Annotated in this window: 15 protein-coding genes and 1 pseudogene; 5 read left to right on the top strand and 11 right to left on the bottom strand. The window is 53.8% G+C overall.

Going from position 1 to position 13,503, the window contains the following annotated elements; genetic code table 11:
* Positions 1–8: 8 nt before the first annotated feature.
* From JC200_RS20960 to JC200_RS20940, 5 genes and pseudogenes are all read right to left on the bottom strand, one after another.
* Positions 9–1,250, bottom strand: a complete 1,242-nt coding sequence (locus tag JC200_RS20960) for an MFS transporter (RefSeq protein ID WP_274433649.1) — start codon at positions 1,248–1,250, stop codon at positions 9–11.
* A gap of 4 nt (positions 1,251–1,254) precedes the next feature.
* Positions 1,255–2,478 carry an MFS transporter gene (locus JC200_RS20955; RefSeq protein WP_274433648.1) on the bottom strand — a complete coding sequence of 408 codons (1,224 nt, stop codon included), beginning with the start codon at positions 2,476–2,478 and terminating at the stop codon, positions 1,255–1,257.
* A gap of 78 nt (positions 2,479–2,556) precedes the next feature.
* Positions 2,557–3,551 (bottom strand): annotated as a pseudogene (locus tag JC200_RS20950) (zinc-dependent alcohol dehydrogenase family protein).
* Between the two features lie 41 nt (positions 3,552–3,592).
* The gene (locus tag JC200_RS20945) at positions 3,593–4,450 is read right to left on the bottom strand and encodes a GNAT family N-acetyltransferase (protein WP_274433647.1); all 858 of its coding nucleotides are present in this window, start codon (positions 4,448–4,450) and stop codon (positions 3,593–3,595) included.
* A gap of 105 nt (positions 4,451–4,555) precedes the next feature.
* Positions 4,556–5,542: a DMT family transporter gene (locus JC200_RS20940; RefSeq protein WP_274433646.1), complete on the bottom strand. Its 987-nt coding sequence runs from the start codon at positions 5,540–5,542 to the stop codon at positions 4,556–4,558.
* Positions 5,543–5,647: 105 nt separating this feature from the next.
* On the opposite strand from JC200_RS20940, the gene JC200_RS20935 reads away from it, so the two are divergent.
* Both JC200_RS20935 and JC200_RS20930 read left to right on the top strand, forming a co-directional pair.
* Positions 5,648–6,457: an aminotransferase-like domain-containing protein gene (locus JC200_RS20935; RefSeq protein ID WP_274433645.1), complete on the top strand. Its 810-nt coding sequence runs from the start codon at positions 5,648–5,650 to the stop codon at positions 6,455–6,457.
* A 22-nt stretch (positions 6,458–6,479) separates the two neighbouring features.
* A complete protein-coding gene (locus JC200_RS20930) occupies positions 6,480–7,085 on the top strand; it encodes an aminotransferase class I/II-fold pyridoxal phosphate-dependent enzyme (protein ID WP_274436619.1) in 606 nt (201 codons plus the stop codon).
* On the opposite strand, the gene JC200_RS20925 is transcribed toward JC200_RS20930, so the two are convergent.
* Together JC200_RS20925 and JC200_RS20920 are read right to left on the bottom strand one after the other, a co-directional pair.
* On the bottom strand, positions 7,082–7,987 hold the full coding sequence (locus tag JC200_RS20925) for a DNA-3-methyladenine glycosylase family protein (protein ID WP_274433644.1): 906 nt from the start codon (positions 7,985–7,987) through the stop codon (positions 7,082–7,084). The genes JC200_RS20930 and JC200_RS20925 overlap by 4 nt on opposite strands.
* 58 nt (positions 7,988–8,045) lie before the next feature.
* Positions 8,046–9,356, bottom strand: a complete 1,311-nt coding sequence (locus JC200_RS20920) for an APC family permease (RefSeq protein ID WP_274433643.1) — start codon at positions 9,354–9,356, stop codon at positions 8,046–8,048.
* Positions 9,357–9,503: 147 nt separating this feature from the next.
* On the opposite strand from JC200_RS20920, the gene JC200_RS20915 reads away from it, so the two are divergent.
* The 3 genes from JC200_RS20915 (at position 9,504) to JC200_RS20905 (ending at position 11,210) form a co-directional block, all read left to right on the top strand.
* On the top strand, positions 9,504–9,965 hold the full coding sequence (locus JC200_RS20915; protein ID WP_274433642.1) for an Lrp/AsnC family transcriptional regulator: 462 nt from the start codon (positions 9,504–9,506) through the stop codon (positions 9,963–9,965).
* 160 nt (positions 9,966–10,125) lie between these two features.
* On the top strand, positions 10,126–10,701 hold the full coding sequence (locus JC200_RS20910; protein ID WP_274433641.1) for a bifunctional transcriptional activator/DNA repair enzyme AdaA: 576 nt from the start codon (positions 10,126–10,128) through the stop codon (positions 10,699–10,701).
* Positions 10,698–11,210, top strand: coding sequence for a methylated-DNA--[protein]-cysteine S-methyltransferase (locus JC200_RS20905; protein ID WP_274433640.1), 513 nt, complete (start codon positions 10,698–10,700; stop codon positions 11,208–11,210). The genes JC200_RS20910 and JC200_RS20905 overlap by 4 nt, the downstream gene beginning before the upstream one ends.
* 69 nt (positions 11,211–11,279) lie before the next feature.
* On the opposite strand, the gene JC200_RS20900 is transcribed toward JC200_RS20905, so the two are convergent.
* The 4 genes from JC200_RS20900 to JC200_RS20890 form a co-directional block, all read right to left on the bottom strand.
* On the bottom strand, positions 11,280–11,618 hold the full coding sequence (locus JC200_RS20900; RefSeq protein WP_274433639.1) for a hypothetical protein: 339 nt from the start codon (positions 11,616–11,618) through the stop codon (positions 11,280–11,282).
* Positions 11,618–11,845 carry a class I SAM-dependent methyltransferase gene (locus tag JC200_RS24590; protein WP_443111851.1) on the bottom strand — a complete coding sequence of 76 codons (228 nt, stop codon included), beginning with the start codon at positions 11,843–11,845 and terminating at the stop codon, positions 11,618–11,620. The genes JC200_RS20900 and JC200_RS24590 overlap by 1 nt, the downstream gene beginning before the upstream one ends.
* Before the next feature lie 118 nt (positions 11,846–11,963).
* Positions 11,964–12,374 (bottom strand): hypothetical protein, encoded by a 411-nt coding sequence (locus JC200_RS20895; RefSeq protein WP_274433638.1) that lies wholly within the window; start codon positions 12,372–12,374, stop codon positions 11,964–11,966.
* Positions 12,375–13,003: 629 nt separating this feature from the next.
* Positions 13,004–13,453 (bottom strand): GNAT family N-acetyltransferase, encoded by a 450-nt coding sequence (locus JC200_RS20890; RefSeq protein ID WP_274433637.1) that lies wholly within the window; start codon positions 13,451–13,453, stop codon positions 13,004–13,006.
* Positions 13,454–13,503 lie beyond the last annotated feature (50 nt).

Below are 13,503 nucleotides of genomic sequence, written 5' to 3'. Positions count from 1 at the left end.
ATGTGCCATCACCCCCTTGCCTTAGGTGAATCCGATTTCTCATTCGATGAGACTTGTTTGAGCCCAAGCGCCCACCAACCAATCATCAGCACTTGGAGGATGGAACTCCCCCTAAATACGTTCCATGCGCCGAACTCTTGCGCAATTGCGCCACCGGAAGCCGAACCAACGGGCATCGCAATCCACGAAAACAGGCGATTTGCGCTACCTACCCGTCCCAGAAGCTGATTCGGGACAACGGACTGTCGAATCACAGATGACAAGACACTCCAGATTCCCGATGTACTGGCGTACACCAGCACGCAGAGAGCAATCAGCGCCGGGTACGCTGTAAACGACAGAGTGGCTGGCATAGCTACCTGCAAGATCAATAGTCCCGTGATACTGGTGACTACCGGAGTATGGTTCATTATCCACAGCGAACTCAGCGAGCCAATCAGAATTCCTACTCCTACAAACGTCATCACTACACCCGACCAGGTTGCCCCAATATGTAGCTCACTGCGCATATGGTACAACAACACTGAAAATACAGCCTCTCCCCACAGGTTTATGATGCTGGCCAGTAAAACCAGCTTACGGATCAATGGATGCCCAAACAGATACCTCATGCCTTCACGAGCCTCGACTAGAAAACGACTGGATAGCCTTTGTCCCGCAACACCTTCGGAAAACGGTTTCCGGATGACAGCGAGGCTTATCAGTGATGCCAGGTAAGACCCAGCATCCACATTCAAGGTGTTGGTGGCCCCAAGCCATACAACAAGCGCACCCCCAATTGCCGGTCCCAAAACCCTGGCTGTCGACGTCCCTACGGAACGCAACACATTGCCTTCCTTCAGAAAATCCTTGCCCATCACCAACGGTAAAGCCGCTCCGTACGAGGCGTCGAATACGGCCGAACTCGCACTCATCAAAACCAAGACACCGTAAATCTCGAAAACCTGGATGCTCGAGAATAGATGGATGACTGGCAATGACACGATAATTATCAGACGTAACGCATCCATCCTCATCATCAATCGCTTTCTGTTGTAGCGATCCGCCCACACTCCGGCCGGAATGCTCAGCACCAGATACGGAATCGTTTCGATGGCGAAGCCGATGCCCATTTGCAAGGCCGATCCGGTCACTTGGAGGAGCAACCACGGCAGCGCAAAGTTGGTGATCGCAGTGCCGAGGGATGAGAGGCTTTGACCGCCTATCAACACCAGGAATTCTCGGTTGAGCGTGGATAATTTCCGAAACAAGTTGTCAGCCCCCATAGGCGACCCCGTCACTTTTCCGTCCAAACTGCGCCAACCAAGTCACGCCGCATAAGAGTGATATCGCCCCGATGACCAAACCTATCACCGGGACCCCGAATCTGGACAGTGCCAGCCCCATGACGGCGTAAGAAAGCTGCATCACACCCCCGTACGTCGACCCATGAAGAGCAAATATTCTGCCTCGAACCTTCGGGTCGGTGTTTGTTTGGAGCATGTATGTATCCAGTGGAATGATGATGCCGGAACTGATCCGCATCAGCAGGAGCATCAGCGCTCCCCAGGCGAAAACGGTGAACTGCGTCATCACACCAAAGAACAGGGCCTGAGTTACGTACGCCACGCCGTACCAGACAACAGCTCTGCGGTGGCGATGTCCAACGTATCGGTTTACTGCGTATGCACCGATAAGGACGCCTACCCCGTCAATCACATATAGGAGCCCGATGCCAAGCCCGCCCATGTGGTACACCTGCTGGCCGAGGACCGGGATAAGGATATAATACCCGCCACCGGCCAATCCCCAACTAATCCCAATAAGGATGATGGACCGGGCGACTCGGTTATGAAGCGCCTCCCGAAAGCCAACTCGAAGGGCTTGGAGATATCCCGTACCCTGTTGAGTCGTAATCTCCTTTTCCTCCCAGCGGCATTGTAGGATGTACCATGCAGACCAGAGGTATGATGCTGCATTGATGCAGAAACATGCGATGGAACCAATCGTTGCCGCCACAGCCCCGCCAGTTGCTGCGCCGATGATCTGGATGAACCCGCTGGCCTGAGATTCAAGTCCGTTAGCTGCAGCCAAACCATCGTCGGAAACAATGAGGGGAATTACGGAATTGCGTGCAGGACCGAAAAGAACCCCGGATGTGCCGAGCAGCGCCGAATCAAGATACAGGATCCAGTTTACGTGAAGCAGTACCGGCAAAATGAGCGCCAGGGCGAAGACCGCACGTACAAAATCGGTCAGCGCCAGTATCCGCTTCTTCGGGAACCGATCGACGAAAGGACCGGCAAACGGTCCCAGCATGACGGACGGCAACGACCGGCAAAGCAGGACAAATCCCATGGCTGCCGGGGAGTGCGTTAGAATGAGCGTGACTTGTGCGAGTGCCACTTCGTTGAACCAATTGCCAAACTGACTTCCTATCGACGCCAGCCACAGATTGCGATAGTGTCGATTGGAACGCAACAATTGTGTACCGTTCATGGTTAGCCCTCTTCCTCACCGCCGTTGCTCCACCTCACCGTAGCATTCTTATTTTGGAGTTCATATACCTCTTTGGGCCTAAGACTTGTTGGACACACGCAACACAACCTTCCCGCCCCTCCCCGGCGTCTCAGCCGCCCGTACTGCTCCCTTCACGTCCCGCAACTCGTATGTCTGCCGAACTGGCGCCATTTGGAGCCGACCTTGTTCAACCAGTTCCATCACATGGCGAAACGTCTCTTGCCACCGTTTGACGGAGACACCCTGAACCCATTGCCGCAACCAATACGGCTTTGCACTGACTCCTTTCTCACGAGCGATAGACCAATCGGCCTGGCTCCCCGATAACAACCCAATGCTCAACACCGTACCCCACGCTCGGTACAGCGAATGAGTTCAGTGCCATCCATCCCACCGATGGAGTCGATGGCTGCTCTTGCACCTTTGCCATGTGTGAGATCCAGCACGATTTCATGGAGTGAATCTACCGTCGTATCGACCACTTTCCATGCTCCGAGTGCAAGCAACTCCTGTGTATAACGGGGGTTACGGACAACGGAAATCAATTGGTAGCCGAACACCTTCGAAAGCTGCGCAAAAATCCGGCCTATGGCGGAACCACCAGCGTTCACTACAAGAACATCATCTGGCTTGAGTCGCAGCTCCTCAGCGCAAATCAGCCATGCTGTTATGGGATTGATATACAGTTGACATGCCGAATCGTCGTCGATGGCGGCAGGCACGGGGACGACCAGCTCAGCGGACGTGCGTACATACTCCTGCCACGTCCCTTCTCCACGCAGCGGCAAGACACGTTTACCGATGAAAGATGGCGATACTCCTTGGCCAACCTCCTCCACGACACCAACACCCTCGTACCCAGGGATACCGGGCAGAGATGTTCGGTGCCTGTATGCGCCACGAATCGGGATCAAGTCGGATGGATTGATGGGGGTGGCAGTCATGCGGACCAGAACTTCTCCGGGGCACGGTAATGATGCCTGATTCTGCTCCACGCTCAGAACCTGTTGTGGTTCCCCAAATCTGTAAAACCGGACAGTGGTTGATCGCATTTCTGTTCCTCTTTTCGCAAGTTCAAGTACGCAGGTGTGAATCATCCAAACACGGGATCGGCCAGTCCAAAAAGCTGGCTGCGTGCGCCCGGTAAGTGGGTCGCACCGAAGATCATTACGGGAGAGACCATCTTTTCACGGAAGCCCCATTTTAATAGTTGTTCCTTGAAGGAATCCTGCTCGTTCGGAACATCAATCCGCACCCGCCCCTTCCACTCCGAGCAGAGGCTTCGAACCAGGTTGATGGCTACCGTCCCGCTTGGCGCAATCACAGGTCCGATAACAAGCAGGTCATCTCTTCTAACGCAGATGGCAAAACCGCTCACAGTGCCCAACCCATCACGTAGCACTGCACCCGCATGCATGAATCGGAACTGCGCTTCATAGACCCCATGTCTATTCGCTCCAAATGCGGTTTCATCGAGGCGGAGCACGTCCAACAAATCACTCGCTTCAAGCATCGATGCGTTTGCCTCTCGAGTCTCCATCCCACCAAAGGGAATGGAGTCTGACTCAAAGCGATGAACTTGTCCGACGGTCCGGAACCCAAGTGACTGGTACAATGGAAATCCCTGTTCCGTTGCTACAAGTGTGACCGGCGAATCGGCCCTTTCCGCTTCTCTGAGGCACTCCGTCACGATTCGCTTAGCGAATCCTTTCCGTTGATAGGCTCTATGGACGATCACGATACCAAGGGACGCCAACTTCCTTCCGTATGTATAAAGCCCGGCACTCGCAATCAATTGGCCACCATGTCGGTAGCCGAGTACAGTGCCCTTTGCTGCGAGAAATAACCCGGCCTGACCCAGCGTGAAATTCCATCCGACGCTCATGGCCAAGGTCTGTAAATCCCCGGCATCTCTTTCCCGTAAGTTCTCGAGCAATATCTCAGGCTGCATTTGCTGCTTTGACCCTCCTCGCCAACCTCCCTACAATCAAGATGATAGCACCAACAAACAAACCATCATTCCAAAGGAATTGATGAAACGCAATTCATCATGGCATCATGGATGTTCTTTTACAGACCCGTCAGGGTAACCAGCCACTTGTCTGCGAATCGTCGCCCGTTTGCCAGCCGCCACCCACAGTACGACCACCAAAGCAGCCACGATGGTTGGAATGGTCAGCCTCTCGTCGAGCAGCACCCATGAAAAGACAATTGTGAAAAACGGCTGTAGGTATTGCATCTGACTCACTCTCGCCACTCCACCGAGGCCCATCCCTGTATACCAGGCGACAAACCCAAAGAATTGGCTGCCAATACCAAGATACAGGAGTCCAGCCCACGCAGCCATCGAAGCGTGCAGCACGTTCGTCATTCCCACAATTGAGAAATCCGCAACCAATAAGAGAATCACGGCCGGAGCAGCAAGCACAACCGACCACGCAATCACCTGCCATCCACCAAGACCGCCCGCCATCCTTCCACCTTCCGCATAAGCGAATGCTACGACAATCACAGCACCGAGCAACGCCAGATCCGCCATGTGTATGCCCCCGATACCGGTCAACCACGTGTATGCGACCACGGTTAAAGCGCCGCCAACGCTGCACACCCAGAACAGCCACGAGGGCCGTTCACCGTACCGAAGTGCTGAAACAGCGGCAGTCGCCAGCGGAAGCAATGCAAGCTCGACTGCGCCGTGCGAAGCAGGTACACGATTCATCGCCCACGCCGTGAGGAGAGGAAAGCCAAAAATGGCGCCAACTGCGATGATGACGAGCCCCGGCAGGTATTTCCGCTTGGGCCATTTCTCACGTTTGACCCACAACATCAAAGCGGCGAACACGGCAGCAATCAGCGCACGGCCAGGACCGACAATGAGCGCACCGAATGACCCAACCGCCACCTTAGATGCCGGAAGCGTCAAGCTGAAAACAAGTACACCCACCAATCCATATACGAGTCCCAGGGATTCCATCTTCGCCTGTGATTTGATAGTTGGTTCTACTGCCGTCTTGCTCACATAACCGCCTCGTTTCTTCATCATGTTTGCCCTCATCATAACGGCGTCCGGTCCAGTTGTATCCAGCCAATTGGCGATGACTTTTACCCGCCAATTCGATACCATAAAGGCGTGAGGGGAGAAGGGTGGATGGACTGGCATCTGAAGTTGGGTGAAAACGAAGCGGCATACCGACAGATTGTCAAACAAATCGAGCAACGGGTATTGAGCGGTGAACTGCCACCTGGAACCCTTTTGCCCACCGAACGTAAATTGGCGGATCTTCTAAATGTCAATCGAAGCACCGTCAGCGTAGCCTATGATGAACTGCGGTCCAAGGGGCTCATCCGATCCCGACAAGGCAGCGGAACTCGAGTCAGCGAGGATGCTTGGGGTCTCGACTTCCGGTCGCCAGACTGGGCAGGCTACATGTCACAGGGGACTTTTCAGCCAACGCTCCCCTTGGTCCGCCGCATTTGGGAGGAGAATCGACGAGCAACGAATATCAACTTGGCTCGGGGAGAAATGTCATCCGAGCTCTGGCCGACAGAGAAAATACACACCCTGACAAGGCAACTCCCATCCCATGTACAGCTTGGCTACGGCGACCCTCGTGGCGAAGAACGGGTACGGTCCGCCGTTGCCAGACACTTGGTCACCGAGCATGGAATTCGAGTCCCTGACAACCGAATTTTAATCACGGCAGGCTCCCAACAAGGACTTCTCCTCGTTATTCAGAGCCTGCTTCGCCCCGGCGACGCTGTTGCGTTGGAGAAGCCATCCTACGCCTACTCTCTTCCGCTCTTTGCGTCGACTGGCGTAAGCATGTTCCCCATCCCCGTAGACGAGGGGGGCTTGATCCCGGATGAAGTGGTGACCCTCCACCGCAGGCACAAAATCCGGATGGTGTTCGTCACGCCCAACCTACCAGAACCCGACGGGCACCGTCCTCACCCTTGAACGTCGGCAAAGACTCGTTGAAATCTGCACGGACCTCCGAATCCCGATTGTGGAGGACGATGCGCACGGGAATCTTACCTTGGATGGCTCTCCACAACCACCGAAGCCACTGGCAGCCATGTCGGGAGCCGATCAACAAGTCATTTATCTCGGAACACTATCCAAAACGTTTGCGCCCGGACTGCGGGTCGGGTGGATGACGGGCCCTACATCCGTCATCGACCGGATCGCTGGAATTCGAGAGCAGATGGATTTTGGCATCAGCGGGATCACCCAGGCCATCGCCGAACAGGTGCTGCAAACGGACATCTGGCAGCAAAATGTAAGACGACTCCGGTCCGAATTGACAAGGCGCCGGGATCGCATGGTAAGTGCCTTGGTCAGGTATTTCGGAGGCGGATTGGCGTTTACCATTCCAGAAGGCGGCTACCATGTCTGGGCGAGGCTCCAAAATCAGTTTCGAGACAAGGAGCTCGTTGAAACGGCTGTGCAGCACGCTGTTGTAGTGGCACCGGGTTCGGTATACGGAGCCGATCCAGGATATGTCCGCCTGACATACGCCAGTTCATCGGAAACGGAGATTGCAGAAGGCGTTCGTCGGCTACATGCGGCACTAACGAAAACCTAACTGACGGGAATCAAGCTCTGCCACAGGTAATACGTTGCATAGCTTCGCCACGGTGCCCAGGGTTCGGCAATCTGCCTGATTTCCTCCTCTTTTGGCCGCCGCTCCATCCCATACAGCTTCTGCACCGCATTCTGCACCCCAATATCCGCAGCAGGCATCAGGTCTCGCCTTCCCATGCCAAATAGAAGAAAGCATTCAACCGTCCAGCGACCGATCCCCCGGAGTGACATGAGCACTTCGGCAATTTCGCCATCCGACATGTCCCGCAGTCCCTCCAGATCAATCCGGGCGTCAATCACAGCACGGGCAAAATCGATGACGTACTCTGCCTTTCGCTGGCTGAAGGAAAGTGTCCGAAGGTCATCGTACGACCAACCAGCCACCCGTTCTACCGAAGGAAACACAGGCAAAAGTCGACTGTTCCACTCTACCGTCTCCCCGCCAAAGTCCACCAACCGCTCGACCAGAGTTGCGGCAAACTCGACATTGAGCTGCTGTCCGATGATGACCTTAATCACCGATTCGAACAGGTCGGCATCTTGAATGGGGCGCAGGCCATGCAAGCGTTCAATGAGACCGGACCACTCTGAGTAACGCCGCATGTGTGAATAAAACCCCTGCACCGGCATATCTGTAGAAAATATTCGTCCGACTCGTTCCCGAACCTCCACTCGTTCTCCGCTCGACAAACCATCCGGCATTTCCAATCGCAGTGTCGGATCGCCAGCGGTGCCCTCTTTGCCCATCACTGTGACCGGAACAGCCCGTGTGCGTAGCCGGATGACCCTCGTGTACGAGGGAGTATCGGGATCAATCACCGTGACCTTAGATGGCCTGGACATCGGCCGTCGCAGCATTTGGCGGAAGTCAAATGGTGGCGTAACAATCCATTCTTCGTCCATCATGGATGCGTCCTTTCAAACGATTCGACATCGACACCCATTTGATTATACCGTGCCTTCACACCACCTTCGTGACAGCCGCTTGCCTTTTTCGTCTCTCATGCCGAGTCCGCCACAATACGTATCCAACGCAAAGCGCCCCCACCACAATTGGGATCTCGATGTATGTCCCGACAAACGGATAGGCGACAAGACACAGAATGCAGGCGATCGTTGCACAGACCTTGCCGACCCATGGGCGGATGAGCCGTACCCCAGCCGCCGTTCCCAGAACATAAGTTGCAATCCCAAGCGAATTTGGGATGTAAACCAACTGGCTCATGCTGAGGTGGAACACGAACGTAACAATGAGTCCGATTCCAGCCAACACGCCGACCAACAGGACCGCTCTTTGCGGAGTAGATCGTCGGTCGTTGATGTGGGCAAAGAAAGCCGGTGCCAGCTTCTCATAGGACAGCGAATACGCTAAGCGGCTGATGCTTGCTACAAACGCATTGGTTGTGCCCAAACAGATCACTAGCGCAATCATGGCCGTTACGACTGCTCCGCCTTTGCCCACTGTATTCGCCATAACCTGCGCCAGCGATGCGTTATTCATCGCCTGGGTCATCGTTTGATGCCCTGCCGAGTATGAATGTGTACCAACCACCGCCAAGGCAATCCCGAAGTACAGCATACCAACAATCACCACTGCGCCCCAGGTGGCCCGCATGACATCCCGCTTCGGGTAATGAAACTCGGGTGCGAGGCTCGCAATGGCCTCCCACCCAAAGAACGACCAGAAGATAAGCATCGCTCCCCTGCCAATCGGCCGCCAGGTGGCCGGAGAGAGTGGTGAAGTGAAGCCCGTCACATGCATGGACGGAATCGCCAACAGGATCGTCGTAAGCAAAACGACAACAATGAGCCCGCTCGTCGCCAATTGCACCTTGCCACTTGTCCGGAGTCCAAGATAATTGGCGGTGACAGCCCCAATCAACAAGACGGCGGCGATGATAAATGCGACTTCTTGGCGCAAATGGAAAACGTATGCGACGTAAACCCCACCTGTCAACGGAACAATAAACTGGCCAGCCGAAGCGGCAATGAAATAAAACCAGCCAATCAATCCGCCTGCGTATCGCCCGAACGCCTTCTCGACGAAGGTGGAAACTCCGCCAGCGCTGGGGTACTCTCTCGCCAAGAATGCGAATGTGTAGGAGAGTGGAATACTGAGAAAGATCATTGCCCCCCACGAAAACAGAGCGTCTGCCCCGGCAATCCCCGCTGTCATCCCCGGCAAGATCAGAATGCCAGACCCAATCACCGCCCCTACATACAAAGCGATGCCTTGCCATACAGAAATGGTTCGTTGCAACGTACCTGACATGTCATTTTCCTCCTAAAACCTGTTGTGTGTAGACAGAATAAAGGTTTATCCGCTAGAATCACATGCAATCATGAATCCATATCCGGGTTATTCCCATCAATCCGAACCTATATGGATTTCTTATCCTGCATAGTGAAGGTGACGTTCATGGACCACATTGATATTCGACTTTTGGAACTGCTTCAGGCGGACGGGCGAATGACCCTCAGCGACTTGTCGAAAGCGTTGAATCTCAGTCGCCCCAGTGTGACCGAACGTCTCCGCCGGTTGGAAGAGCAAAATGTCATCACGGGCTTTGCCGCCCAAGTTTCTCCTTCAGGCGTTGGTCGTGATGTCCTGGTTCTGATCCAAGTCGGCGAACTCAACGTCCCATGTCGCAAATTCGAAGATTTCGTTGCCAACGATCTCGATGTCATCGAGTGCCATAGAATCACCGGTTCGGTCAGCTACTACATGAAGGCTGCCGTCTCTTCAATGGCTGGCTTGGAGTCCTTAGTGGATCGCCTAATTCCGTTTGGACGAGTGAACACCTCGGTTGTGCTCTCCTCGCCAATCAAGTTTCGCCCAATGCTTCCGCCGAATGTTGAGCCTTCCTACCAAGCGGAGTGAGGAACCCACCGGATTCCAGCCTCCTTCCCTGGTGTAACTAGGCGTAATCTTTATGTATCACGACGTCGGTCGTGCTGGCTTTCGTGATCTTGCTGTCATATTCCCAGATGCTTACTTCCGAGATGCGTTGGGGGTATAGTGGCAGTAGGAGGTGAAGGACGTGAACGAGACGCTTTGGCACGCAATCGTCAACTGCGAAACCACGTTCGATGGAGAGTTCTTCTACGGCGTGATCACGACAGGAATATTCTGCCGACCGTCCTGCCACTCACGTACTCCGATCCCGGAAAACGTTCGGATCTTTTCAAGCGTCGACGAAGCGTTGACGGCCGGCTTTCGACCCTGCAAACGATGCCGACCAGCCGAACATCGCCTGGCGCCGCACGAAGAACTTGTGCAGGCTGCGAAACAGGTCATTCACCAACGCTATCAAGAACCATTGACGTTGGACATCCTGGCATCTGAGTTGACCATCAGCCCGTATCATTTGCACCGGGTATTCAAACGCTCGACCGGGATCACGCTGGCTGATTATGTGGTTCACAAACGCATCGAGGCAGCGAAGGAAATGATTTGCACGAACCCCCAGCATACGATAACCGACATCGCCCTTGCAGTGGGGTTTCGGAGTGCAGCGCACTTCTCGACCGTTTTTCAACGAAAGACGGGGCATACACCAACGGAGTACCGGGAGCAGGCGGAGACTCAAATTCGAAAGGGAGCCGTGGCAAAATGACACCAGAGCCGCCATTTGTTTATTGGGACAGGTTTGAATACGATGAATGGACCTTCCATGTGGCAGCGACAGATAGGGGGATTTGCCGCATCACGTTGCCCAACGAGAAGTTTGATGCGTTGCAGCAGTGGTGCAAGAAACACGCACCTGGTTCCGATCTAGTTCGGGATCCGGTTAAACTCCGGCCATATATCGAGCAAATCGAAGAGTATCTATCAGGACAGCGAAAGGATTTTTCTGTCCCGTTGGACCTGAGGGGTACGCCGTTTCAAATCCGTGTCTGGCGTACGCTGCTCGACATCCCGTTTGGCGCAACACGGAGCTATTCGCAGATTGGCGAAAGCATTGGGAATCCCACTGCTGTCAGAGCCGTGGGAGCAACGAATGGGGCCAACCCGATCCCGATTGTGGTGCCGTGCCATCGAGTGATTGGAAAGAGTGGGAATCTCACCGGATATCGTGGCGGTGTGGATATGAAGGCAAGATTGCTCATGCTGGAGGGCGTCTAGGGAAGGTATCGAGATCGGCGGATCGACCAGTCGAAAGGAATCGTTAGGTCCACCTCTCCTCGATGGTCTCTATTTCTTGCGAAAAACGTACCCATCAAAATAACCACGTATGTCGTCGTAGGCGGTGTACTCCACCAGTTCAAGGGTTTCATTCACATCAACGTACTCGCCCTCGGTATAGCAGAAATCTTTGCGGAATCCTTTCTCTTCATGTTGCCTCGTGTTGAAGGAGGTCATGAGCAAACTGCCATCAGATCGAAGAATGTTAGCCATTTCGTTGAAGGTATGTATCTTGGGCTTGAAATGGATGACGATGATATTGTTAAATACTCCCATACCAACGAGTGCGCCTTCTGCGTTCAGGTCACGATGATGAGCCCTCACATGCACCCCTTCGTTCGCTGTCATTATTCGAGACGCTTTAGACCCTGCTTCGAAAAGTCAACTCCCGTTACAGAGAATCCACGTCGGGCCAGGAATATTGCATGCCTGCCGTCCCCACAAGCGACATCCAGCACCGATCCCGTACGCAAGAGATGTACCCGTTGAACATGGAACTCCTCCGGTTGGAACAAGTTTCGGCCCCGATTGGTGTATTTTTCGTTCCAGCGATCCTGTTGATTTATCGTGGTCACCTTCCCTTGTAAAATCGTAATTTTTGTAGTGCAGAGGAGCCACAGCCAGTTTCACCAATAGTTACACAGTAGCTGCACTTTCGTCATGCACCCCGAAACGGACTCTTATCTGTACGATTCACCACGTCCGAATCCCGTTTGTCTTCGCCCACTTCAACACTGCCCCCTTCACGGCGTCCCAGTCCTGCTTGCGAACATAGATATACTGGCTACCCAACAATCCATCCCCGGTCCTGATCATGATGTATCGCTTGGTTTCCGCCACGAACAACGACCTGATCTGCGTCGGCCGATACACTCGCACACCTACACGGATGCCATCGACGTTCACTCTCATTGGCAATAGCCAAAACGCACCCATTGAGGACCATATCAGCATAACTCCGGAGCAGCACGACAGGCCGACGGCGATATCATCAGGGATCCGATTAGCCACCATGGACACAAACAAGTTCAAAATGATGGCCAACAATAGCGAAGGACTTCTTGTAATCCGCACTTGGAACCAACGAGAGCCGCCTTTCCCCATTACCTTTATCACCCGATTCAACTTGGACGCTCGTTCAAGCGGCCCGTCTCTTCAACTTTATCAGCGAATTTTGCCCTCTTCGATGGTTGCAACAGCATCAACTCTTCATGGCAGCCAGACCATTGGCCGTCATCCTTGTTCGTGATTCCTATACAATGATGATATCAGCCTCGAGACTCATGGAGCCATCAATGACCCAAAAGAGGGTGCCTTTATGCCCGATGATACCGAATGCAGATTTCGGTCTCACCATCCTAGCGTGTCGTTCGTGCCTGCGATACTGATCTTTCTGGGAGTCGGCGTCGAGTCGTTCTTGCCGAAAGGGATCTGGATTACATGTGCTGTCGTAGGGTTCTATGTAATTTGTGTATGGTGGGTGCTCTTCGGTAGCAATCGTTGGATACCACATTGGATCGTTCTGCGCCCTGATGGGATCCAAATTGGCAAAACCCACTACAACAAATTCGAAATTGAATCGGTATCCTGGGACGGGCGTCGAATTGTTTTGACTGTTCGTCATAAAAGGATGCCGATCATTGTGACGCTGCTCAAGCGAGACCGACAGCATATTCCGCTTGCCATCAAAAGATGGGCAGCGGAATCGGGTGTTACCGTACTGCGATGATGATTTATCCTAATCGCTTCTCTAAAATGATCTTCGATTCTCCTTTCCCGTCAGTGTACGTCCCAATTACATCGAATCCGTGCCGTATGTTCAGAATCAGCATGTCTCGCCATTTGTTCTTCGTGTGCGTTCGGATGGCGTGATAGCCGTGATCACGACACCATTCATGCTGGCGCCGCATCAACTCGGACGCAATGCCCCGACCACGAAACGCTGGATCAACGCCGCCAAGCCAACTGTAGAAACGGTGCGTGCGATCCTCATAACCAATCTTGTAGCCTACGACGACATCGGCCGCCATCGCCACTTGGACGAGACAACAGGATCTCTTCTTCAATTCTTGCGATAGGGTACTCGACCCCTGACCTGTGAAGATGCTGTCATGCAAGCGGCAAAGACCGTTCCAGCATCCGGGTTCAGGCAAACCCTCGAAGCTCAGGTATTCATTCATCATCAGATCATCCATCCTTCGTCGACTCTCACCAGTTCTCCCGTGTGATGCTG

The organism is Alicyclobacillus sp. ALC3, from assembly GCF_028751195.1.
Lineage (GTDB): Bacteria > Bacillota > Bacilli > Alicyclobacillales > Alicyclobacillaceae > Alicyclobacillus_L.
This window is presented reverse-complemented; position numbering and strand designations above follow the sequence as displayed.

Coding starts and splice junctions, on each gene's coding strand:
- JC200_RS20895 (WP_274433638.1), bottom strand. CDS start 12,374: ATGGGGAAAGGCGGCTCTCGTTGGTTCCAAGTGCGGATTACAAGAAGT.
- JC200_RS20905 (WP_274433640.1), top strand. CDS start 10,698: ATGACACCAGAGCCGCCATTTGTTTATTGGGACAGGTTTGAATACGAT.
- JC200_RS20935 (WP_274433645.1), top strand. CDS start 5,648: ATGGACTGGCATCTGAAGTTGGGTGAAAACGAAGCGGCATACCGACAG.
- JC200_RS20945 (WP_274433647.1), bottom strand. CDS start 4,450: ATGCAGCCTGAGATATTGCTCGAGAACTTACGGGAAAGAGATGCCGGG.
- JC200_RS20915 (WP_274433642.1), top strand. CDS start 9,504: ATGGACCACATTGATATTCGACTTTTGGAACTGCTTCAGGCGGACGGG.
- JC200_RS20940 (WP_274433646.1), bottom strand. CDS start 5,542: ATGATGAAGAAACGAGGCGGTTATGTGAGCAAGACGGCAGTAGAACCA.
- JC200_RS20955 (WP_274433648.1), bottom strand. CDS start 2,478: ATGAACGGTACACAATTGTTGCGTTCCAATCGACACTATCGCAATCTG.
- JC200_RS20920 (WP_274433643.1), bottom strand. CDS start 9,356: ATGTCAGGTACGTTGCAACGAACCATTTCTGTATGGCAAGGCATCGCT.
- JC200_RS20900 (WP_274433639.1), bottom strand. CDS start 11,618: ATGACAGCGAACGAAGGGGTGCATGTGAGGGCTCATCATCGTGACCTG.
- JC200_RS20925 (WP_274433644.1), bottom strand. CDS start 7,987: ATGGACGAAGAATGGATTGTTACGCCACCATTTGACTTCCGCCAAATG.
- JC200_RS20890 (WP_274433637.1), bottom strand. CDS start 13,453: ATGATGAATGAATACCTGAGCTTCGAGGGTTTGCCTGAACCCGGATGC.